We start from the raw sequence: 22,968 nt of genomic DNA, 5'->3' as shown, positions 1-22,968 counted from the left end.
ATCCATCCTTTTATTTATAGTATTCCATCGCCCGGTCCAGCGCTGTCATATAGGCAGTGACTTCCTCACAGCGCGCAGTGCCGGACTGATGATTTTCCGTCAATTGACTCAAAATTCTCAAATAAATTCGTTTTTCTTTTTCTAAAAATTTTTTAAGCACCGGGTGGCGCTGTTCAAGCAGATATTTCCCAAATAAATACTCAACGTCCTCCCACGGTTCTGCCTCCCCCGGAAGGGCTTTCATCGCCATATAGTATTTACCTTCATCGATCAGTATAATTTCATCGACAATATTAAAGCCATGGGTTATCAAATACCGGCGCACGGATGGAATCTCCGACTGGGGCTGCAGTACCCATGCGGAAACTCCCTGACTGTTTTCGCGGCCATCCTCGAGGATCTGAATCATCAGCGGGCCGCCCATACCGGCGATCAGCACCGTATCTGCCTCCCCCGGCCTTAGCTTTTCCAGGCCATTGGAAAGCCGGATTTCCATAACCTTCTGATAGCCATACCTGTCTCTGTTTTCCCTGGCCCGGAGCAGCGGCCCCCGGTTCACATCCATGGCAATGGCCGAAGGAATGACTCCCTTTTCCAAAAGCCATATGGGAACATATCCGTGATCCGTTCCGACATCTGCCAGGCGACTGCCTTCGGGTACCAGTTCAGCCACCCGAATCAGTCTGTCTGATATTTTCTGCATAATATTCTCCTAGTTCGACAAAAAATCAATTAATTTACTGCTTCTTCCCCGACTGCGAAGCTTACGGAGTGCCTTTGCCTCAATCTGACGAATCCGTTCCCGGGTCACATTAAATTCTTTTCCAACTTCTTCAAGGGTTCTCGCCCGACCGTCTTCCAGCCCGAAACGAAGCCGGAGGACCTTTGCTTCCCTGTCTGAAAGCGTTGCCAGTACTTCCTGAAGCTGCTCCCGAAGCACCGAATAGGCAGCGGCTTCCGCCGGCACCGGCACATGGTCATCCTGAATAAAATCGCCGAGATGGCTGTCATCCTCCTCACCGATCGGCGTTTCCAAAGATACCGGCTCCTGGGAAATTTTCATGATTTCCTGAACACGCTCCACCGGCAGATCCATGCGTTTCGCAATTTCCTCCGGCGTTGCTTCCCGTCCCAATTCCTGCAGAAGCTGTCTGGAAGTCCTTCTTAATTTATTGATCGTCTCCACCATATGAACCGGAATACGGATGGTTCGCGCCTGATCCGCAATGGCACGGGTGATCGCCTGACGGATCCACCAGGTCGCATAGGTGCTGAATTTATAGCCTTTTCGGTAATCAAATTTTTCTACGGCCTTCATCAGCCCCAGATTTCCCTCCTGAATCAGATCAAGCAGCGCCATTCCTCTGCCCACATACCGTTTGGCAATGCTGACAACAAGGCGGAGATTTGCTTCGGACAAACGTTTTTTCGCCGCCTCATCCCCCGCTTCGATTCTCTCCGCAAGTTCCTGCTCTTCTTCCGCAGATAAAAGGGGCACTTTGCCGATCTCCTTCAGATACATGCGCACCGGGTCTTCCATACTGACACTTTCCGGAACGGACAGATCGATCTCCGGGACGGTTTCAACTTCCTCACTGTCCAGAAATTCTTCTTCTAAATCGGCATCGTCTATTTTCAGCAGATCCACGTGGGCCTTATCCATGGCTTCATATATTTGTTCTGTCTGTTCTTCCGTCAGATCGATATCCGAAAAATAGTTAATGACTTCCTGGAAAGCCATACTTTCTTTCCGCTGACGGCTGGCTGCCACCAGTTCTTTTAAGCGTTCATCAAACGACATTTTTTCGCCCATATTCTTCCTCCTGGCAATCTGTCTATATTCTTTCCACACTAAAGAGAAATATGCAAATGCTGTAACTCCGATTTCATTCGTATAATTTTCTGTAATTCAGCCAGGTCCTGCGTCCGCCGGCTCAATTCATCCAAATGATATCGTTTAATCCGCACAACAGTTTCCGTAAGCGCTTTTTCTCTGGCGTTTTTATCATCAATACCAGCAATATCCGAATTAAATATACCGGCAACAAGTTTCTGTTCTTCTTTTTCCTGGAACAGATTAATAATCTGTCCCGGAACGATCTGCCCTGTCGTTTCAATGGATTCATACACAGCCCGGCATACCCGCTGATACACCGGATGCACAAAGTCCTCCCATCCCAGCCATGGTTTGATCTTTTTGAACAGGGATATATCATTCACAAGCCAGGTCAGCAGCAATTTCTGAGAAGCAAGTAAAGCCTCCGGATACTCAGTTCCCGCGTTTTCCTTCCGGATGACCGGCCGTTCCTCCCTGCGCACTTCCCTTTCCGGAAGCGTCAACCCATAACGATTGACGAGCTTTTGCAAATTTTCGAAAGAAATGCCATATTTGCGTGCGATGGCCTCGATATAATTATTGCGCTCCAGCTCCTGCTCAAAATTCAAAAGCTGTTTTGCCACTTCATTAAAAAAGCGGGTTTTGCCATCCGGGTCACCCAGATTGTAGGAACGCTCCAAAACAGAAACTTCAAACATAAAGCTGTTTTCCGCCGCATCGATTCTTTCTTTAAAAGCCTCAACTCCCAGATTTTTTATAAATTCATCCGGGTCTTTATACGGATTCATATGGATCACACGAATTCTCAGCCCGGCAGAACGCAAGATCGGTATGGCCCTGAGCGCCGCTTTCACTCCGGCCTCATCACTGTCATAGGCCAGCCGCACCTCCTCCGTATACCGTTTCAGCAAAATGCCGTGCTGTAATGTAAATGCCGTTCCAAGAGAAGCCACCGCATTGGTAAACCCCGCCTGGTGCATGGCAATGACATCCATATAGCCTTCACAGATGATCATAAAGGGCTGTCTGGATGTCCTGGCAAAATTTAAGCCATAAAGATTTCTGCTCTTATCAAACAGAAGGGTTTCCGGGGAATTCAGATATTTCGGCGTTCCATCCCCAAGTACCCTGCCGCCGAAGCCGATAACTTTATTATTTACATCCATGATCGGAAACATAACCCGATTCCAGAATTTATCGTGAGCGCCGTATTTTTCATCCATCGTTACCAGCCCGGAAGCCTTCAAAATCCCGTCGTCATAACCTTTACTCTTTAAAAACTGATATAGATCATCCCGATAGGGATTCGAAAATCCCAACCCGAAATGGGCAATGGTTTCCTTTGAAAGACATCGGTTTTCAAAGTAGGCCAGCGCATTGGCGCCGTTTTTGCTTTTTAACTGATAATAAAAATACCGGGCAGCCATTTTATGTATATCCAGCAGACGCTGTCTCTGGCTTTGAATCCGTTTCTGCTCTTCGGAAACCTCCACCTCGGGAAGACTGATACCGGCCCGTTCCGCCAGATATTTCACGGCCTCCACAAAGGTATAATTTTCATATTCCATCACAAAGGTGAAAACGTTGCCGCCGGCGCCGCAGCCGAAACAATAATACATCTGCTTGTCCCGGCTTACCGAAAATGAGGGCGATTTCTCATTATGAAACGGGCATAATCCAAAATAAGAGCTCCCCTTCTTTGTCAGCTTTATGTAATTTCCAATCAAATCCACCACATCATTGCGCGAGCGAACCTCTTCGATGACATCATCGGAATAAAACATTTAAACCACCTTCCAAACAAATGGTACATACAGATTTTCGTATACATGAATTGAATACTGATCCGTCATACCCGCAATATAATCGCACACCACGGATTCTTTCTTTTCACCCCGTTCACTCACAAGGCGCACATACTCCTCCGGAAGCTCATGGAAATTATTCATAAAATGGTGATACAGGGCCTCCAGCATATTCTGCGCCTTTTTCTCCTGCCCTTTGGCGATTGGATTCGTATACACATTCTCAAACATATAACTCCGGAGTCCGAGCATGGCTTTTTCAATCTCTTCGCCCATGAGAATATCCGGCCGTCCCATGCTCTCATTAATAACGCTGTGGATCAGCGAATTCAGACGCTGTTTCGGCGAATATCCGAGAACATCCCTGTATTCGATCGGCAGATCCTCTTCGCTGATAATATGAGCTCGCATCGCATCATCAATATCATGATTGATATAGGCGATCTTATCTGAGAAACGAACGATCTTCCCTTCCATCGTCATAGGCATCCGCGATGTTGAATGGTTCATCATACCATCCCTGACTTCTTTTGTCAAATTCAGTCCCTGACAATTTTTCTCAAGTAGTTCAACCACCCGGACACTCTGATAATAATGCTTAAAGCCATCCGGATGGAGTTTATTCAAAATATCTTCCCCTGCATGTCCAAAGGGAGTATGCCCCAGATCGTGGCCCAAAGCGATAGCTTCCGTCAGATCTTCATTCATCCGCAAAGCTCTGGCAATGGTACGGGCAATCTGAGATACTTCCAGTGTATGGGTCAGACGAGTTCGATAATGATCGCCGGTCGGAGCTAAAAATACCTGGGTTTTATGTTTCATTCTCCGAAAAGACTTCGAATGCAGTATTCTGTCCCTGTCCCTCTGATATAGCGGACGCACGTCGCATTGAGGCTCTTCCCTGTCCCGTCCGAGGGAATTCTGACTCAATGAAGCATAGGGACTTAAATATTCTTTTTCCCATATTTCCTGTTTTTCCCGAATATTCATGTAAATCCCTCCTTATTATATATATTCGCCGTCAAATCGAAAAATCCTTCCCGAAATATAGAAAAATCCAGAAAAATATGTTACACTTTGCCTATGTGTCATTTAATGAATATAGAAATTTTCCAAAAAAACTTAATCGAATGGTATAAAAAAGAAGGCCGGGATCTGCCCTGGCGGCACACCCGCGACCCTTATGCCATCTGGGTCAGCGAAATCATGCTTCAGCAGACACAGGTGGACACGGTAAAAAACTATTATATCCGTTTTCTTAAAACCCTGCCGGACGTTCAATCTCTGGCCGAAGCCGATGAAGATTTAATTTTTAAACTGTGGGAAGGTCTCGGCTATTACCGCCGCGTCCGCCATATGCAGGAAGCCGCACGCCGGATCATGGATGAATATGACGGTCATTTCCCGGATAATTATGACGATATTATCCGTCTGAAAGGCATCGGTGCATACACAGCCAGCGCCATTTCCAGCATCGCCTTCGGGCAGGAAAAGGGTGTCATTGACGGCAACACGCTGCGTATTCTTTCACGGATATACAACCGTCAGGACAACATTGCCCTGGATAAGACAAAGAAAGCCTGGCAGTTCCTTATGGATGACCTTATTCACGGCTCGGACCCGTCCATGTTCAATCAGGGAATGATGGATCTGGGGGCCGGTATATGCACGCCAAAGCATCCGGATTGTAAAAGTTGCCCGGTTTCCGATTTCTGTGAGGCCCATGCATCGGGAACAGAAAGCCTGCTTCCGGTGAACATTAAAAACACATCCAAAACGGATCTATATTATATTACTGCCATCTTAAAAAAAGACGATAAATATTTTCTCATTAAAAACAAGGAGGGACTTCTGGAAAATCTCTACGGCTTTGTTCAATATGAGGTGGAATCACCCGTCAGCTTTGAAGAGACATTTTATGAAAACTACGGTTTTTCTGTCCGGCTTTATGAATACTGCAAAGAGATTAAACACGTTTTCTCTCATCGCATATGGCATATGAACGTTTATCTGGGTGAAATTCCGGATGAGCCGGGAACTTCCGGCCGGCTTTCCGGGCATCTTTATACCGAAGCGGAAATGGCGGAGCTTCCCATATCGACGGCCCACCGGAAAATCTGTACGCAAATTTCCTAGCACAGCATGATTTAAACGGCATACATCAAAAGGGCGTATCCCCGGATACGCCCTCGTTTATTATATCTTTGATTTTTCTATCTTTGATTTTTCTTTTTTATCCCCGGCACTGCATGTACATCCGCAGTCACAGCAGCTTCCGCCGCAATATTTTCCTTCACGGAACTGCCGGACTTTCCGCCGGATAACCCAAAGTATATAAATTACCAGTAATATTCCTATAATGATCGACCAAAACATTTTATGATCATCCTCCCATCAGCATAGACCCCACCTGGAATACAAGTACCGCCATTCCCCAGGCGATAAGCAGCTGCATCAGCATCATTCCTATCGTCCAGCGCCAGGAATTTGTCTCTTTATGGATGGTTGCAATGGCAGCCATACACGGTATGTACAACAGACAGAAAATCATAAGTGCATAGGCGTTGACGGTTCCAAAACCCATACCTTCCAGTACATAATGGAAATTCTCAACGCCGATGTCCGAATTGATATTCATTCCAAACAGGACACTGCAGCTCGAAACGACCAGCTCTTTCGCGGCCACGCCGGAAATGAGCGCAACGCCGATCTGCCACAATCCAAGCCCCGCCGGAGCCAGTACCGGCACAAGAAAACGTCCGATCGAAGCGGCAAAGCTGTCCGAGATATCCGTCACCATTCCTGCAGCTCCAAAATTCATGATCACCCACAAAAGCACGGATCCGACAAAAATCGTGGTTCCCGCTTTTGTCAGATAATCTTTTACCTTTTCCCATACATAGATGATAATTGTCCGGGCATTCGGCGATTTATATTCCGGAAGTTCAATTAAAAGACAGTTTTTTTCTTCCTTCCGGCACACAATCTTGCTGTAGATCAACGCAACGATGATCGCCATAACCAGGCCGACCACATACATGGAAAATGCTGCAGCCATGGCAAATTTTCCGAAAAACATTTTTGAAAACAATACATATACCGGAAGTCTCGCACTGCAGGACATAAACGGTGTAACCATGATCGTTCTCAGCCGGTCCCGCGTATCTTCCAGCGTTCTTGCACTCATGATCGCCGGCACGGTACAGCCGAATCCGAGAAGCATCGGGATAAATGCCCGGCCGGACAACCCCATTTTTCCCATCAGCCCGTCCATTACATAGGCCACCCGGGACATATAACCGCTGTCCTCTAAAAAGGCCAGCGCCAAAAACAGCATAAAGATATTCGGCAAAAAGGTCAGGATGCCGCCAACGCCGCTGATAATACCATCGCAGACAAGCGATATCAGCGTCGGGCTCAAATGAAGCAATTCCATGCCATACTGGATACCGTTGGCCACGCCGGAAATAAAAATTTCAAATCCTCCGGCAATCCAGTCGCCGACGGCAAAGGTCAAAAGGAAAACTAAAGCCATGATCCCGAAAAAAATCGGCATTCCCCACACCGGATGGGTCATCCACTGGTCGATCTTTTCCGTGCGGGCTTCCTTCTGAGCCCTGTTCATCAGAACTTCATCAATGACCTCCTCAATGAAATCGTATTTCTGATTGATGATCTCATGTTCATAATTTTTATCCACAATATCGTCAATCCGAATCGGATAATTTTTCATGATCTCCGGATCTTTTTCAAGCATTTTAATGGCATGCCATCTTGGATTGACAATGTCCGGGAAGTTCGCCAGCAGTCGTTCCTCAATATCATCAATCTTATCCTCAATATCATCCGAATAAACCATGGCAAACTCTTTATGATGATTATGCCGATGAACGCTCTGGCATACCAAATCGTGATGATGTTCCACAGGCACACTGTTGGCCTTTCCCTGATGATGGGCCACCGCATGCATAAGCACCTCAAGGCCTGTCCGCTTTCTGGCTGAAACAGGTACCACCGGAATACCGAGCATTTCCGGGAGGCGGTGAATATCCAATTCCATGCCCCGTTCCTCAACAATATCCATCATATTTAAAGCGAGAACAACCGGCTTTCCCAGTTCGATCAACTGCAGTGTCAAATAGAGATTCCGCTCAAGATTTGACGCATCGGCCACATCCACGACAACATCCACCTCATCCCCAAGCAGGTATTGACGGGATAAAATCTCCTCTGTGGAATAACAGGTCAGGCTATAGATTCCCGGAAGGTCTACCAGCTTATACTGATATTCATGAAACTTAAAGGCGCCTTCTTTTTTTTCCACGGTAACTCCCGGCCAGTTGGCAACTTTTAGCCGCGCCCCTGTATAGGCATTGAAAAGCGTTGTCTTGCCGCAGTTGGGATTCCCCGCGAAAGCAACATTAATAACCTGTCCGCTCATAAGGCACCCTCCTTCACATAAATACCCATGGATATCTCCTTTCCGATCGCCATCCGTGTACCTCTGGCTTTAAAAATCATTGTTCCGTTTTTCTTTCTATTTAAAACTTCGAGCTTTGTTCCATAAATCAGGCCAAGCGCCTCAAGCCTTCGCCCAACCTTTTCATTCAACTGAGTTGACTCAACAACATATTCCTTTCCCGGAATGCCTTCAGATAAAGTCATTTGCAATTCCTCCGCCTGTCAATTGATAATATATTCTCATTTACCTCATACATATTACCCTGAATAGAATTAGTTGTCAATAACTTCGTAAAATAAAAACATCCCCCTGACTATTTTATATCCGTCAAAGGGGATGTTTGCCCGTTAAACTCTATTTAATTAAAATAAACCATATCCTCTTCCGGCTTAATGGCCTTTTCAATCCGCCGCGCATAAAGTACCGGGCCGATCCCATGATATTCATCCCGATGTTCCAAACGGACTTCCGCCGTCACTCTGACCCATTGCTTGTTTTTCAGCTGACCGGCAAACTTACTCTTACATAAAAATCCGAGAAACGTAATATCATCCGCGCAGCATGTCATCGCCATACGGCCCGGGACAAAATATCCTTCGTCAAAATTTTTTGAACGGAATACCATGCCCTTGATAATCACCTGTTTGCCCTCATAGCGTTCACCATGGTCCAAAGCATCCAGATACCATATACCGTAATTATCATCATCAATTTCAATAATATCCTGATTCACATCATACGGCAGAATATCTTCTCCCGGATCAAGGATATCTCCGTTTTCCGCTTCAAAAATAAGCTCTGCCCTGCTGTTAAGCACCTTCACATTGCGAATCAGATAAGATATATCTGTTGTTTCTTCATTACAGCGATTAAAAATTGCCATCTGAGTGCAAGTCAGAATATCTGCCATTAAAGAACGCATATTATTCATATACAACTGGAAGGTGGAAGCGTCAACAGTCGTAACGACCTGAAACAGTTCCCATCGATACGGCAGCTGCATACGGATAAATTCGCTGACCGGCCACATACCGTTATATTCGATAATAACCTGCTGAGGGCGATGCTCGCGGCGGCATTTTTTCAGAAAATCCACCGTAAAATCTTCTTTCTCATCGACGGTCACCACATCCACATTGTACTGTTCAAGCAGTTTTGGATTGATCTCCGCTTCGCCTTCCTCCGTGAGAATCAACAGCGTCTTTTCATCCTCAACAAAATTTCCTTCCAAAATAACCTGTTCAATGAATGTTGTTTTACCGCTTTCAAGAAAGCCGGTAATTAAATAAACAGGAACCTGCATTTATCTTTCCTCCGTTCTAATTCAGACCGAATAATTCTGCCAGCTTATCCTCTTTCAAATCGGATCCGATAACGCAGAGGCGCCCTGTGACATCCGGTTCTCCATCACGCAGCTCAAATTCACCAGGCACAAGGTCAAAATATATCCAGCCTCCTTTTGTATCCGGAACCATACCTTTTGCTCTGAGGATCATACCATAGTCTTCCGAATGTGCCAGCACATCCAATGTCATCTGCATCTGTTCACGATCAAACTTTTTAGCGGTTTCCTGTCCCCAGCTTGTAAATATATCATCCGCATGGTGATGGCCATGTTCGTGATCATGATCGTGACAGCCGCATGTGCAGTCCGGACCATGTTCATGATGATGCTCATGTTCGTGTTCATGCTCATGTTCGTGTTCATGTTCATGTTCATGATGGTGATGTTCATGCTCGTGTTCATGATGATGGTGCTCATGCTCTTCCTCGAGAAGTTTCAGGACAAAATCATTTTCCTTTTCCATAGCGCCCAGAATCTTCATACCGTCAATATCATCCCACGGTGTGGTGACGATCGTTGCATCCGGATTATGCTCTTTAATCATTTCAAGACACTTTGCCAGTTTGTCCTCAGACATCTTCTGCGTGCGGCTTAAAACAATGGTTTTCGCATGCTCAATCTGATTATTAAAGAACTCTCCGAAGTTCTTCATATACATTTTACATTTCTGCCCGTCAACAACCGCTGTATAACTGTTCAATACAATATCTACTTTCTCTCCGACGCCTTCTACCGCACGGATCACATCAGACAGTTTGCCGACACCCGAAGGTTCAATGATAACCCGGTCCGGCGCATAATCGTGAATAACTTTTTCAAGGGCTGTACCAAAATCGCCGACCAGAGAACAGCAGATACACCCGGAATTCATCTCTGTGATTTCAACGCCGGCATCCTTCAAAAATCCTCCGTCAATGCCAATCTCACCAAACTCATTTTCAATAAGAACAACCTTTTCATCTTTAAAAGCCTCGGATAACAGCTTTTTAATCAATGTGGTTTTTCCGGCACCTAAAAATCCAGAAATAATATCAATCTTAGCCACTATAGTCACTACCTTTCCAGTTTTAAAAACACATTGTAAAAAATTCCGTCTGACTAAAACTGACGGAATTACTATCATTTAGTGTACCACACCAAAAATGGTTTATCAAGTTTTAAATCCAATCTTTTGTTTTCAGGAAAGCCTCATAGCATTTTTCGGCCTCATAAATGTCGGACTTGCTTGTAATTTCCCATGGTGCATGCATGCTGAGTACCGGGACACCGCAGTCAATGACATCCATATCATAAGCTGCCGGAATCCAGGCGATGGTGTTGCCGCCGCCGGCGTCCACCCGTCCCATCTCAGACATCTGATAAGCCACCTTGTCTTCATCCATCACCCGTCGGATCCGTGCGACATATTCTGCGCCGGCATCGTTGGAGCCGGATTTGCCGCGGGCGCCGGTATACTTATTAAATACCACTCCGTGTCCGAAATAAGCCGTATTATTTTTTTCGAATACGGAAGAATATGCCGGATCGTAGGCCGCGCTCACATCCGAGGACAGCATTTTCGAGTTTGCCAGAGTCCGGCGAAGGGTAATATCATTTAATTTGCCCATGGCATTCAGAATCTCCGCAATGGTATTCTCAAAGAATTTAGAACCCATACTTGATGCGCCCACGCTGCCGATCTCTTCCTTATCCACAAATATGGAAACGCTGGTCCGCACCACATCATCCACCGCCAGCATGGCCATCAGAGATGTATAAGCGCACACCCGGTCATCCTGCCCGTAGGACATCACCATACTCCGGTCCAGACCGAAATCTCTGGCCTTTCCGGCCGGCACGACTTCAATTTCGCCGGAAATAAAATCCTCTTCCTCAATGTCATATTTATCCTTTAAAAGTTTTAAAATATTTGCTTTAACTTTATCTTTTTCATCGGAATCTTTCAGCGGACGGCTTCCCACAAGAATATCCAGATTTTCCCCCTCAACAACAACGGCCGCCTTCTTTTCAAGCTGTTTTGCCGAGAGATGTACAAGAAGATCGGACACTCCGAATACCGGGTCATTTTCATCCTCACCGATATTAATTTCCACATGGCTTCCGTCCTTTTTGACAATTGTGCCGTGAAGGGCCAGCGGCAATGCCACCCACTGATATTTTTTAATGCCGCCGTAATAATGGGTATCCATATAGGCCAGCTCCGTATCTTCATAGAGCGGATTCTGTTTCAGATCCAAACGCGGCGAATCGATGTGGGCACCAAGGATATTCATTCCTTCTTCCATTGGGAAAAGTCCGATATTGACAAACATCACCGCTTTGCCCTTTGTCTGGGCATAAATCTTACTGCCGTGCTTCAACAAATGTCCGCCGTGAACAACCTCTTCCAGCGAAACATAGCCGTACTGCCGTGCCGTTGAGATCATCTGACGCACACATTCTCTTTCCGTTTTGCCGTTGTCCAGAAAAAATTTATATCCCTGGATCAACGCGTCGATCATCTCCATATCTTCATCATTATACGTATTCCAAACATTTTCCTTCATTTGTATAATCCTCCTGTTAACCTAAAAATGAAAGCTCCTTTTCAATTCCACGAATATCCGCCATGATCGCGCTTTGGCGCTCTCCGAGCAATAATCCCTGATTGTACTGATAATACTTTTCACAGCCGTTCTCTCCGATAAACCAGAGGGCGTAATGACTTGAATTCAACTCGGTGATAAAGACGACCATCTCCTGACTTTCGCCGAAAGCCGCCTCCACAAAAGCAAAGGAATTGTCAAAAGCATTCTTCCACTGCTCAAGCATCGACTGGCGTTCATCGACCGCTTCGTTAAATTTTGCTCTGACCGCGTCGAAATCGGCGCCTTCGCGGACGGCCTTCAGATAATCTTCCAATGTATTCATCAAGCGGATGCACATTCGCACTTCTGATTTTTCCATCGTCTTTCCATGCTCGCTTCTTTCCCATTTGTCTCTCTCCTGCTCCAGAGCTTCCGAAAGACCTCCGGTCAAATCCGCCTGTCCTTTGACAAATTTTAAGACGGCAAAGAGACGCTCCACATAAATATCCCATTCATAACACTCTCTGGCCCCATCGCTCAACGCGCTGACTAAAAGTCCGAGCACACTCAGCTTTTCATCAAACGGCGCCGAAGAAATCCGTTCTTCAGCTCCCGGATGGATTTTTCCATGTAAAATATCTTCCACATTGTAATCGGCCGCATATTTTTTGTATAAATCCATATAGGCCGAAAATTCTTTGGCGATTCGCGGGTGCTGCAGATACTGGCCGATCACGCCCTCCGTCACCGGAATATCCAGCTTCTCATAGGCCCGGATCATCTGGGACAAATCTTCCCAGCCGCGGGCGGTCACAAACCGTTTGCCCTCGACCGTCGTCTCCACCGTATAAAAATTTTCTTTTTTGACATCCAGATAGGAAATAATACTTCCGTGAATTCCGGCCTTATAGGCATATTCCTTCCAAACCGGAAGATTTTCCGTCACATCGATCCGCTTCACCCGGTCCAAAGTGACAATATCAAATTCCTTCACTGATTTGTTATATTCCGGCGGATTTCCGGCGGCAACGATGATCCATCCCTCCGGTACCTGATGATTTCCGAAGGTTTTTCCCTGCAAAAACTGGAGCATGGTCGGCGCCAGTGTCTCGGAAACACAATTGATCTCATCAATAAATAAAATACCCTCTTTTAATCCGGTCCGCCGCATCTGATCGTAAACCGCCCCGATGATCTCACTCATCGTATACTCGGTAACAGGATATTCCTTTCCGCCAAACTCCCTATGTTCGATTATCGGCAGTCCGATGGCCGACTGGCGGGTATGATGGGTGATCGTATAGGCCACCAGTCCGATGCCGCATTCTCTGGCGACCTGTTCCATGATTGCCGTTTTCCCGATCCCTGGAGGACCGATCAAAAGTACCGGCCTCTGATGGGTTCTTCCGATCACATAATTGCCGAGCTCATCCTTCGCGGTATACGCCCGCACCGTATGAATTATTTCTTCCTTTGCTTCTTTAATGTTCATTTTACTCACTCCATGTTAATATATCGTCCGGCTCAAGAATCACTTTCATCGCCCACGGCGGAACCTTGATATCCGTATAATCCTCTTTGACAAAAATAAAGGCCGTCTCAAAGCACGGTTTCTTCGGCGGAAATTCGCCGTAACCATCGGTAAAATAAAGAACTCCTTTTAGATTTCGAAATTCTCCGTCCCGCACAAGTTTTTCCACATAGGCAATGCCTTCCTTAAAGTTCGTGCCGCCTCTTCCCCGAATGACGAGGTGCTTCATGCACTCCTTCAGTTCTTCTTCATTTTGAATCTTCATATCCATCTGAACCTTCGCGTCACACTGGATGATATGAAGATTCATATTTTTGAAAAAGCTGTCCATACTGTGCAGAATCTGAAACGTCTCATGGAAAAAACGCCTGAGGATCTCATCACCGCAGGATTCAGATGTATCCACGATGATCGCCAATTCCTGTATTTTTTCCGACTCTTTATACTCCAAAGGTTCCACCAGCGGCACATTGCCGTAGGTATTCAGGCCATAAGTATAAAATATATAATCAAAGCTGTCCAGATCCAGCTTAATTTCCTCATTCATTACCGTAAACTTTCTTAAAAACTTCCGGTAATCATAGGTTTCATGCAGACTGATCTCCATTTGAAGCAACAGATCACCTGCTTTCTCACCCATACTTTTGGAAAATGTGGAAAGATTCGTTTTCATTTTTTCACTGATATCCTTCCATTTATTATCATTTTCCTGCTGCTTCTGCTTTCCCTCCGGCGTGTCTTCCTGTCCCTGCCAGAAAGAATGATCATCCATCGTAAAAATCCGCTCCGCCGCCATCAGTTCCCGGGGAGACAGAGGATGATTCATCATCCATCGATAAATCGACTGGGCATTTAAGACCTTTGTCTCCTGCCCGATCCGATAATACCAGGCTTCCCGCTCATCGCTGACTACCCGCTTCACACACACTGCATCAAACCGGTCTACCAGCGATTCGGCCGCAATATCGCAGGCCAGGTTCCAAAGCCGTTCATCCCGCTCCATTCTTCCCGTCATATGGCGAAAAATATTGTGCATCAGCATATGTACGTAAACCCGGTTGACGTCCTGGGGCCATTCCTTATAAGCCGACGTCAGCCAGGAAGGATTAAACAGAATTTTAAAACCATCCGTCCCAATTGTTTTAGTACTCAGATTCAGTTCATAATCCAGCGCGCTTAAAGCAATGTCAAAATAGCGCATCGACATATAGATTTCATTACGGGAGGCTGCCAGTATCTGAAGGCCGACCCGGTTGATTCTCTCTCTTATTTCATTCATTTTCAGCAATCCTATAAATCAAAAGTTTTCTTCATTGAAGAATAATGAGTATTTTTATACTGCATCAGCATGCTGACAAACTCCGGCACCTGATTTTTCCGGCCAAATTCGATCCCGGCATCGAGCATGTCCTTTGGCAGCGGTTCACCTTCCGTGAGCAGCGGAAACATGTGCCATCGCTTTGTCTCAACCAGATAAAAAAGTACCCGGGCCCCCATCGATCTCAAATGATCAATATAAAATTTTCGGGCCTGCGAAGCCAGTTCATAGGGATAACTCAGCCGTTTCAAAGCCAGATCCATCACCGTTTCCGGTTCATCCCGATGAATGGTCAACTCAAAAATCTCATCATATTTCATATAATCCAGCCCCACACTGCTGATACAGTTTCTGTACAGGCTGCCGGAACCATAGGTTATATGATTAAACTGGCGGGCCTCCTCATTGGCCGTCTCTTCATAAAAGAAATCCGTAAAAACGAGCTGGGATACATTGCCGTCCGCATAGTGAAAGGTGACCGTCAACTCAAAATTCGTATCGCTTAAGATCGTATTGATCTGACTCTCCATCCCCTGTACCGTATATAAATGAATGTCTCTCAGATCCGAATCATTTCGAAATGCTCCGTAACCCATATGCTCAAGGGTCCCGGGCAAAACAGCACGGGTCAGCCGTGTACAGTTATAAAAGGCATAATCATCGATCCGCTCAGTTCCCTCCGGAAATTCAATCTGCTCCAGAAAACGGCACTCGGCGAAGGCATGATCTTCAATTTTCTTCAGTGTTTCCGGCAAATGAATCCGTGTCATCTCCCGCTGCTCATAAAAGGCATATTCACCGATGTCCGTCACCGGATGCCCCTGCCATAAATCCGGCACGGAAACAACCTTATCCGCCCCTTCTGCTTTCAGAAGACGGGCTCCGCCATCTGCCATTATTTCAAATGTGAACTCCATCTTTCTTTCCCTCACTTATTATCCGGCATCTCAGCCAGCAAATCCTGTATAACAACCGAAGCGATCAACAGGCCCGCGCTCCCCGGCACAAAAGACATGCTTCCCGGCGTCCGATGATTTGCCACCGGCTCCTCCGTTGAATACACCACTTTCTGATGTCTGATACCCCGGCTTTTCAGTTCCCGGCGCATCACCCGTGCCAAAGGACAAACACTGGTCTTATAAATGTCTGCCGTCCGGAGCTTTGACGGGTCCATTTTATTTCCTGTTCCCATGGAACTGATGATTGGAATTCCCAACTCCTGACACTTTACAATAAGCTCTATTTTTGCGGTGACTGTATCCACCGCATCTACCACATAATCAAAACTTTCAAAAGGAAAAGTGCGGCTGTTATCCGGCAGGAAAAAGGTCTCCCGCGTATGAACCAGCGCATTTGGATTGATCTCTTCGATTCGTTCTTTCATCACCCTGGTCTTCATCCGCCCGACCGTTGACTCTAAAGCAATGATCTGACGGTTCAGATTCGACATGCTGACCACATCTTTATCAACCAATGTGAATTCTCCGATACCGCAGCGGACCAGCGCTTCCACAACATATCCGCCCACACCGCCGATTCCGAAAACCGCCACATGGCATCCGGATAACCTCTTTAAACCATTCTCACCAATCAGCATCCCTGTTCTCTGAAATCTTTCTTCCAATAGCTTTTCCTCCTTAAATTACACCGTTCCTATCATATCATATTTGAAATCAAAAATAAAGGGACACAGTCCGACTGCATCCCTTATAATACCTTAAATTAATGATGGAAAAGGCGAATACCTGTAAAGGCCATAGCCATGCCGTATTTATTACAGGTTTCAATAACATTATCATCACGGATGGAACCGCCCGGCTGAGCAACATATTTCACACCGCTCTTATGAGCCCGCTCGATATTGTCCCCAAACGGGAAGAAAGCGTCGGAGCCGAGGGCCACATCCTGCATGCCGTCCAGCCACGCCCGTTTTTCTTCTTTTGTGAAAACTTCCGGTTTTACTTTGAAGATTTTCTCCCATGCGCCGTCTGCCAAAACGTCCATATAATCTTCACCGATATATAGATCAATGGCGTTATCTCTGTCTGCCCGGCCGATCTTATCGACAAATTCCAGATTCAATACCTTCGGACACTGGCGAAGATACCAGTTATCCGCCTTACTTCCGGCCAGACGGGTACAATGAATTCTGGACTGCTGTCCGGCGCCGATACCGATCGCCTGACCGCCTTTGGCAAAGCATACGGAATTGGACTGAGTATATTTTAATGTGATCAGAGAAATGATCAGATCGATCTTTGCCAGTTCAGGAATCTCTTTATTTTCTGTCACCACATTGGCAAGAAGGTCATCATCCACCTTGAGTTCATTGCGTCCCTGCTCAAAAGTAATGCCGAAAACTTCTTTATGCTCCACCGGGGCCGGCACATAATCCGCATCAATCTGAATAATATTGTAATTGCCTTTTTTCTTGGCCTTTAAAATCTCCAGAGCTTCCGGTTCATATCCCGGTGCGATCACACCATCAGACACTTCTCTTTTAATAATCTTTGCGGTGGAAACATCACAAACATCGGAGAGAGAAATAAAATCACCAAAGGAAGACATACGGTCTGCTCCCCTGGCTCTCGCATAAGCGCAGGCCAGCGGTGAAAGTTCACCCAGATCATCCACCCAGTAAATTTTCTTCAGCACGTCATCCATCGGCAGACCTACAGCGGCGCCGGCCGGAGACACATGTTTAAAAGAAGTTGCCGCCGGAAGACCGGTAGCTTTTTTCAGCTCGCTGACAAGCTGCCAGCCGTTAAAAGCATCCAGAAAATTAATATAACCCGGTTTACCGTTTAAAACCGTAATCGGCAGTTCGCCTTCATTCATATAAATACGGGATGGTTTCTGATTTGGATTACAACCATATTTTAACTCCAGTTCTTTCATGATGTTCCTCCTATTTATTTTTATTTACGATTCGTGTTTCCCATGTTCCATTTTCGAGGTTGATATAACGGACAAACAAAGAAACTTTATTTTCTTCATTCAGACTGTTCCATATCTTATCGGTAAATGTATCGATATCGCCTTCAATATCTACCCATTCCGGTTCGCCCTCAAAGCTTGGCAGCGGATTTCCGTCACCCATATATGTATGGATAAAATGTCCCTCTCCGTTAAATGGATTATTATAGGCAAATGTATAACGGTTGCACCCCTCCGGGCGGCCGTTATTGCTCTTTAAGATGGATAAAGCATAATTAAAGCTGCCTCTATCCTGATGAATAATACCGGAGATCCGAGGCGTAAAGTTCGGCCCATCCGGCTCAAACTCCCTTGTTCGCAGGGACTGTTCAAATGTCTGCTGTTTGTCCATCAGATCATAAATCGTATCTGTCTGATCGCCATTGGTTACAATAGTCTTATTGCCGAGAACGCGCACCGGCGCATAGATGATCAAACTTGGGTCGACCAGTTTCGATGGATCAAATGCCTCTGTGCGGATTCCATCCCCGTCTTCCACAAAAACACGATTACGGCTGTTTTCGCTTCGGCCCATAATAAAATAAGCCGTCACGGCACATGTACCGTCAGCGGACTTACCAATAATAATCCCTCTTCCCGGATAAGCATTCTCTTTCAACTGTTTTTCGATTGATAACTTTTCCATCAGTATTCCTCCTTATTAATCACCTGAATTATATCATCGATACTTATATTTGGCAACTCATTTTATTGACACTAAAAAACTTATTTGCTAGAATGTAGCTAATCTTTTTTTACATAAAAACCATGCCTACAGAAAGGAATGACACAATGCCAAAATTAAATGAAAACTATCAAAATCTGAAAGAAAGCTATCTTTTTGTTGAAATTGCCCATCGTGTATCAAAATATGCGGAAGCCAATCCGGATAAAAAAATCATCCGTCTCGGCATCGGCGATGTCACTCTTCCGTTGGAACCGTTGGCTGTGGAAGGGCTTCATGAGGGCGTGAATGCCATGACTTCCACCGAAACTTTCAAAGGTTACGGGCCGGAACAGGGGTATGATTTTCTCCGTCAGGCTGTTGTCGATTATTATGCAGAGAACGGCGTAACCATTCAGGCCGACGATGTATTTATCTCCGACGGCGCCAAAAGCGATACAGGAAATATCGGCGATTTATTTGCCAAAGACAATGTTGTCCTCATCCCTGATCCGGTTTACCCGGTTTATGTGGATACGAATGTGATGACAGGCCGCGAAATTCTCTATATTGACGCCAATGCGGAAAACAACTTCCTTCCTATGCCGAATCCGGAGATTCACGCTGATTTAATCTATATCTGTTCACCAAATAATCCGACCGGCGCTGCTTATAATAAAGACCAGTTAAAAGCGTGGGTGGACTATGCCCTTGCAAATGAGGCTGTTATTTTATACGATTCCGCCTATGAAGCTTTTATCACGGATCCGGAATTGCCGCGCAGTATTTTTGCCGTTGAGGGTGCAAAGAAATGTGCCATCGAGTTCTGCTCTCTTTCCAAAACCGCCGGATTTACCGGTACACGCTGCGGTTATACGATCGTCCCTCAGGAGCTCGTTTTCAAAGCGTCCAATGGCGAGGAGATGTCTGTCAACGCCATGTGGAAACGCCGCCAGACAACAAAATTTAACGGCACTTCTTATATCGTGCAAAAAGGCGCCGCTGCCATCTTCACAAAAGAAGGTATGGCGCAGTGCCATGAAAATATTGCTTACTATCAGGAAAATGCGAAGATTATCTCTGATGTTCTCGCTAAAAAAGGCATCCGCTTCTTCGGCGGCAAAAATTCTCCGTATATCTGGTTTGAATGTCCGAAGGGCATGGATTCCTGGGACTTCTTTGATTATCTCCTGAACAATGCCCAGGTTGTGGGAACACCGGGGGCCGGCTTCGGCAAAAACGGTCAGAACTTCTTCCGTCTGACTTCCTTCGGCACCCATGAAAATACCCGGGAAGCCATGGAACGTTTTGAAAAATTATTTTAATTGATATATGTTTTCCAATATGCGATCAGCCGCTCCAGGTTCCAGGCCGCATTGGCCGGACTCGTGGATGGAAGTTTCACCGCTTCCATCCCGGCGGCTGTTTTTGTATATTTCTCATAAAGCCTCCAGGCCGTTGCCCCGTTAGCGCAGATACGTTCGATTTTTGCGCCGGAAAGTATTTTCCCCAGATCGTTCGGCACCACATCCTTAATACTGCTGTCGCTGGAACCGATGATCCGGCAGGAGGCGATCACATCCCATACCGCAATACGATGTGCCAACAACATTTCCTTTTTCTCTTCAATCGTTACCGGCACAGGCACATTAAATATTCCCGCCAAAACCTTCCAAAACCGATTTTGCGGATGACCGTAAAAAAAACCGACTTCCCTGGATTTTACAGAAGGAAAACTGCCCAAGATCAAAATTCTTGAATCTTTATCATAAACCGGCGCTATCTCATGAAACACCGGCTGTGCATCTGAAATTTTTTCTGCTTTCATCTTACATCATTCCTCTCCCACTGCTGAAAGCAGTATATCATAAATCCGCATGAATTTTTGGTAAAAATTATTAAATCTTTATGAAAAAATATCTTTTTCTTGAACTTTTTGCCATAAACTGTTAAGCTTTTAAAAGGAAATACTTTTATATTGACAGGAGAATACATATGGATATAACAACTAAAGAAGAAGCAACACCTTTTTTATTTGAGGATATTAAAAGCTCGGAACGGCCGGAAGTTGTTCTCGCCAATGCTCCGAAATTCAGAGAATTGATCATGCAGTACGAATGTGCCATCATGGAAGTCAACACAAAACTTCATGTTTTAAATAATGAGTTTTCTCATATGTACCAGAGGAACCCGATTGAATCCATCAAAACACGGATTAAAACTCCGGCCAGTATCCTCGAAAAATTAAATCGCCGGAATCTCCCGCTTTGTGTCGAGTCCCTGGAAAATGATCTGACGGATATTGCCGGCGTGAGAGTCATCTGTCCTTTCCCGGATGATATTTATAATGTGGCTGAATTATTGACCAGCCAGGATGACGTCATTCTTGTTGCGCGCAAGGATTATATTAAAAACCCAAAGGTCAACGGCTACCGCAGTCTTCATTTAATTATCGAAATTCCCATCTTTCTTGCCAGCGGCAAGAAAAACATGAAAGTGGAAGTTCAGCTTCGAACGATCGCCATGGATTTCTGGGCCAGTCTGGATCACAAGCTGCGCTATAAGCAAAACCTGAAAAATTCTGAGGAAATCGCTCTCGAGCTGAGAGAATGTGCCGATATCATTGCCGGCGTTGATCTGAAGATGCAGAATATCCGAAAAAAAATCCAATAAAATTCAATCCCCTGCTCCATATACTGAAACAGGGGATTTTTTTCGCTCTTTTGCTTCTAAAACACCTCGGCATCATCCTTCCGGATTTATCATTCAAGAAAGGCGTCGACAATAACTGCTTCCGCTTCCTCTTCCGTCATACCAAGGGTTCTGAGCTTGATCAGCTGCTCATTATTGATCCTGCCGATCGCCGCTTCATGAATAATAGAGGCATCGATATGCCGCGCATTGATTTCCGGAATGGAGCATACCTCCGCCTGGTCCATAATGATCGAATCACACTGGACATGGGCATGACAGGCCGCATTTCCTATGGCCTTCGGATGAAAAGTCTGGGAGGATTTCCCTTTGGCAACGGAACGGGAAGCAATTTTAGCCGAACTTCCGGCACCATTCATCTGAATCTCCATATTCGACACCGCCGTCTGCATATCATGAGTCATCAACCGCTCCGTCACAAAAAGCTTTGCTCCGGCTTCCATGGCTATCTCTGTCTCACGGATACTGGAATCCACCCCTTTGATCTGGGCTGTATCCAGAGTAAATACAGAATTTTCATCCATATAAATCTTGGTTACCGGATTTAAAATACGGTCGCCCGTTCCCTCACCCTCGCCATAATGTTTTTCTTCATAACGGACATTAGCGCCTTTTCCCACATGGAAACTGTGAATTCCATCATGGCGGGTGCTGTCACAACCGGCATTGTGAATACCGCAGCCGGCCACGATCACAACCTCTGCGCCATCGGCTATGTAGAAATCATTATAAACCACATCCGTCATGCCGGAAGCCGTCACAACCACCGGGATATGCACCTGCTCTGCTTTTGTATTCCCGTCAATATAGACATCAATTCCATTTTTATCGGTTTTACTCTTTATTTTAATATGTTCGCTGTCTCCATGACAAAGGGGCTGACCATTGTAACGGAGATTGTAAGCGCCTTCCTGTTTAAAGGTTCCATTATCGATAACATTGAGCACGCCCTGCGTCACCTTATCAATTTCCATTTTCAAAATCTCCCTTCTTAATGTTTCATATATTTACATCCGGCCTCGCCGTCATCTTCAAGCAGCAAAGGCATTACTTCTTCTTTTGTTCCGAGCTGCTGAACCCGGCCGTCCCGGATCACCATAATGCGGTCCGCCATCTGAATGATTCTCTCCTGATGAGAAATAATAATAATGCTCTCCTTTTTCTTTTCATGAATCTCCTCAAACTGTTTTACCAACATGGAAAAACTCCAGAGGTCAATCCCCGCCTCCGGCTCGTCAAAAATACAAAGCTTATGAGGTTTCGAGAAGGCTGTGGCGATCTCAATACGCTTCATCTCCCCGCCGGACAGAGAAGCGTCCACCTGGCGGTCCAAATACTCTCTGGCGCAAAGGCCCACATTACTTAAAAGCTGACAGCTTTCATCCTCGGACAACTCACCGCCGGAAGAAAGTTTTAACAAATGGCTGACTGTCATGCCCTTAAAACGCGGCGGCTGCTGAAAAGCAAATCCCAGTCCGGCTTTTGCCCTGTGGTCAATATCATAAGCCGTAATATCCTCACCATCTAAAATAATCTGACCGGCTGTCTGCGGCTTGATTCCCATAAGGAGCGACGCCATGGTTGATTTGCCGCCGCCATTCGGGCCGGTGATCACAAGCAGTTCACCATCCGCCACATCGAAACTGATATCATCTATAATCTTTAATTTCTGTCCGTTCTCAATAACCTCATAAGACAGATTTTTTACCTGAAGCATGCTATCAATCCTTTCCTTTTTGCATATTCTTTAG

The 22,968-nt window shown here is 45.7% G+C and carries 22 protein-coding genes; 3 read left to right on the top strand and 19 right to left on the bottom strand.

What is annotated here, in order from left to right; all coding sequences use genetic code 11:
• Nucleotides 1–10: 10 nt before the first annotated feature.
• Genes ACMN7X_RS08310 through ACMN7X_RS08295 form a run of 4 tightly spaced genes read right to left on the bottom strand, consistent with a single transcriptional unit; the run spans nt 11 to nt 4,632 of the window.
• Nucleotides 11–703, bottom strand: coding sequence for a tRNA (adenine(22)-N(1))-methyltransferase (locus ACMN7X_RS08310; RefSeq protein WP_418746998.1), 693 nt, complete (start codon nt 701–703; stop codon nt 11–13).
• Nucleotides 704–712: 9 nt separating this feature from the next.
• Nucleotides 713–1,813: an RNA polymerase sigma factor RpoD gene (rpoD, locus tag ACMN7X_RS08305; RefSeq protein ID WP_418746997.1), complete on the bottom strand. Its 1,101-nt coding sequence runs from the start codon at nt 1,811–1,813 to the stop codon at nt 713–715.
• A 38-nt stretch (nt 1,814–1,851) separates the two neighbouring features.
• On the bottom strand, nt 1,852–3,621 hold the full coding sequence (gene dnaG, locus ACMN7X_RS08300; protein ID WP_418746996.1) for a DNA primase: 1,770 nt from the start codon (nt 3,619–3,621) through the stop codon (nt 1,852–1,854).
• Nucleotides 3,622–4,632 carry a deoxyguanosinetriphosphate triphosphohydrolase gene (locus ACMN7X_RS08295; RefSeq protein WP_418746995.1) on the bottom strand — a complete coding sequence of 337 codons (1,011 nt, stop codon included), beginning with the start codon at nt 4,630–4,632 and terminating at the stop codon, nt 3,622–3,624.
• A 105-nt stretch (nt 4,633–4,737) separates the two neighbouring features.
• On the opposite strand from ACMN7X_RS08295, the gene mutY reads away from it, so the two are divergent.
• Nucleotides 4,738–5,778, top strand: a complete 1,041-nt coding sequence (mutY, locus tag ACMN7X_RS08290; RefSeq protein WP_418746994.1) for an A/G-specific adenine glycosylase — start codon at nt 4,738–4,740, stop codon at nt 5,776–5,778.
• Between the two features lie 60 nt (nt 5,779–5,838).
• Here mutY and ACMN7X_RS08285 read toward each other — a convergent pair whose 3' ends face one another.
• The 12 genes from ACMN7X_RS08285 to ACMN7X_RS08230 form a co-directional block, all read right to left on the bottom strand.
• A complete protein-coding gene (locus tag ACMN7X_RS08285; RefSeq protein ID WP_418746993.1) occupies nt 5,839–6,018 on the bottom strand; it encodes a FeoB-associated Cys-rich membrane protein in 180 nt (59 codons plus the stop codon).
• Between the two features lie 7 nt (nt 6,019–6,025).
• A complete protein-coding gene (gene feoB / locus ACMN7X_RS08280; RefSeq protein ID WP_418746992.1) occupies nt 6,026–8,083 on the bottom strand; it encodes a ferrous iron transport protein B in 2,058 nt (685 codons plus the stop codon).
• Nucleotides 8,080–8,307 carry a FeoA family protein gene (locus tag ACMN7X_RS08275; RefSeq protein ID WP_418746991.1) on the bottom strand — a complete coding sequence of 76 codons (228 nt, stop codon included), beginning with the start codon at nt 8,305–8,307 and terminating at the stop codon, nt 8,080–8,082. The genes feoB and ACMN7X_RS08275 overlap by 4 nt, the downstream gene beginning before the upstream one ends.
• Before the next feature lie 155 nt (nt 8,308–8,462).
• The gene (locus tag ACMN7X_RS08270) at nt 8,463–9,407 is read right to left on the bottom strand and encodes a GTP-binding protein (RefSeq protein WP_418746990.1); all 945 of its coding nucleotides are present in this window, start codon (nt 9,405–9,407) and stop codon (nt 8,463–8,465) included.
• A gap of 16 nt (nt 9,408–9,423) precedes the next feature.
• Nucleotides 9,424–10,494, bottom strand: a complete 1,071-nt coding sequence (locus tag ACMN7X_RS08265; RefSeq protein ID WP_418746989.1) for a CobW family GTP-binding protein — start codon at nt 10,492–10,494, stop codon at nt 9,424–9,426.
• A gap of 112 nt (nt 10,495–10,606) precedes the next feature.
• On the bottom strand, nt 10,607–11,995 hold the full coding sequence (locus ACMN7X_RS08260; RefSeq protein ID WP_418746988.1) for an aminopeptidase: 1,389 nt from the start codon (nt 11,993–11,995) through the stop codon (nt 10,607–10,609).
• A 16-nt stretch (nt 11,996–12,011) separates the two neighbouring features.
• Nucleotides 12,012–13,508, bottom strand: coding sequence for an ATP-binding protein (locus ACMN7X_RS08255; RefSeq protein ID WP_418746987.1), 1,497 nt, complete (start codon nt 13,506–13,508; stop codon nt 12,012–12,014).
• A gap of 1 nt (nt 13,509) precedes the next feature.
• A complete protein-coding gene (locus ACMN7X_RS08250; protein WP_418746986.1) occupies nt 13,510–14,826 on the bottom strand; it encodes a VWA-like domain-containing protein in 1,317 nt (438 codons plus the stop codon).
• 11 nt (nt 14,827–14,837) lie between these two features.
• Nucleotides 14,838–15,782, bottom strand: a complete 945-nt coding sequence (locus ACMN7X_RS08245; protein WP_418746985.1) for a leucine-rich repeat domain-containing protein — start codon at nt 15,780–15,782, stop codon at nt 14,838–14,840.
• 11 nt (nt 15,783–15,793) lie between these two features.
• The gene (locus ACMN7X_RS08240) at nt 15,794–16,489 is read right to left on the bottom strand and encodes a ThiF family adenylyltransferase (RefSeq protein ID WP_418746984.1); all 696 of its coding nucleotides are present in this window, start codon (nt 16,487–16,489) and stop codon (nt 15,794–15,796) included.
• Between the two features lie 98 nt (nt 16,490–16,587).
• Nucleotides 16,588–17,763, bottom strand: a complete 1,176-nt coding sequence (locus ACMN7X_RS08235; RefSeq protein ID WP_418746983.1) for a phosphoribosylaminoimidazolecarboxamide formyltransferase — start codon at nt 17,761–17,763, stop codon at nt 16,588–16,590.
• Between the two features lie 10 nt (nt 17,764–17,773).
• Nucleotides 17,774–18,487, bottom strand: a complete 714-nt coding sequence (locus ACMN7X_RS08230) for an IMP cyclohydrolase (RefSeq protein WP_418746982.1) — start codon at nt 18,485–18,487, stop codon at nt 17,774–17,776.
• Between the two features lie 146 nt (nt 18,488–18,633).
• On the opposite strand from ACMN7X_RS08230, the gene ACMN7X_RS08225 reads away from it, so the two are divergent.
• Nucleotides 18,634–19,830, top strand: coding sequence for an LL-diaminopimelate aminotransferase (locus ACMN7X_RS08225; protein WP_418746981.1), 1,197 nt, complete (start codon nt 18,634–18,636; stop codon nt 19,828–19,830).
• On the opposite strand, the gene ACMN7X_RS08220 is transcribed toward ACMN7X_RS08225, so the two are convergent.
• Nucleotides 19,827–20,333, bottom strand: coding sequence for a DNA-deoxyinosine glycosylase (locus ACMN7X_RS08220; protein WP_418746980.1), 507 nt, complete (start codon nt 20,331–20,333; stop codon nt 19,827–19,829). The genes ACMN7X_RS08225 and ACMN7X_RS08220 overlap by 4 nt on opposite strands.
• A 167-nt stretch (nt 20,334–20,500) precedes the next feature.
• Here ACMN7X_RS08220 and ACMN7X_RS08215 point away from each other — a divergent pair, with 167 nt between their 5' ends.
• Nucleotides 20,501–21,178, top strand: a complete 678-nt coding sequence (locus ACMN7X_RS08215) for a GTP pyrophosphokinase (RefSeq protein WP_418746979.1) — start codon at nt 20,501–20,503, stop codon at nt 21,176–21,178.
• A gap of 89 nt (nt 21,179–21,267) precedes the next feature.
• Here the strand turns inward: ACMN7X_RS08215 and ACMN7X_RS08210 are convergent, their stop codons facing one another.
• The gene (locus ACMN7X_RS08210; protein WP_418746978.1) at nt 21,268–22,191 is read right to left on the bottom strand and encodes a SufB/SufD family protein; all 924 of its coding nucleotides are present in this window, start codon (nt 22,189–22,191) and stop codon (nt 21,268–21,270) included.
• 17 nt (nt 22,192–22,208) lie between these two features.
• On the bottom strand, nt 22,209–22,934 hold the full coding sequence (locus tag ACMN7X_RS08205; RefSeq protein WP_418746977.1) for an ABC transporter ATP-binding protein: 726 nt from the start codon (nt 22,932–22,934) through the stop codon (nt 22,209–22,211).
• Between the last annotated feature and the right edge of the window lie 34 nt (nt 22,935–22,968).

The sequence above is a fragment of the Frisingicoccus sp. genome (genome assembly GCF_048388605.1).
Taxonomy (GTDB): domain Bacteria; phylum Bacillota; class Clostridia; order Lachnospirales; family Lachnospiraceae; genus Frisingicoccus.
The sequence above is the reverse complement of the archived record's forward strand: the minus strand, read 5'-3'. Positions and strand labels throughout refer to the sequence as shown.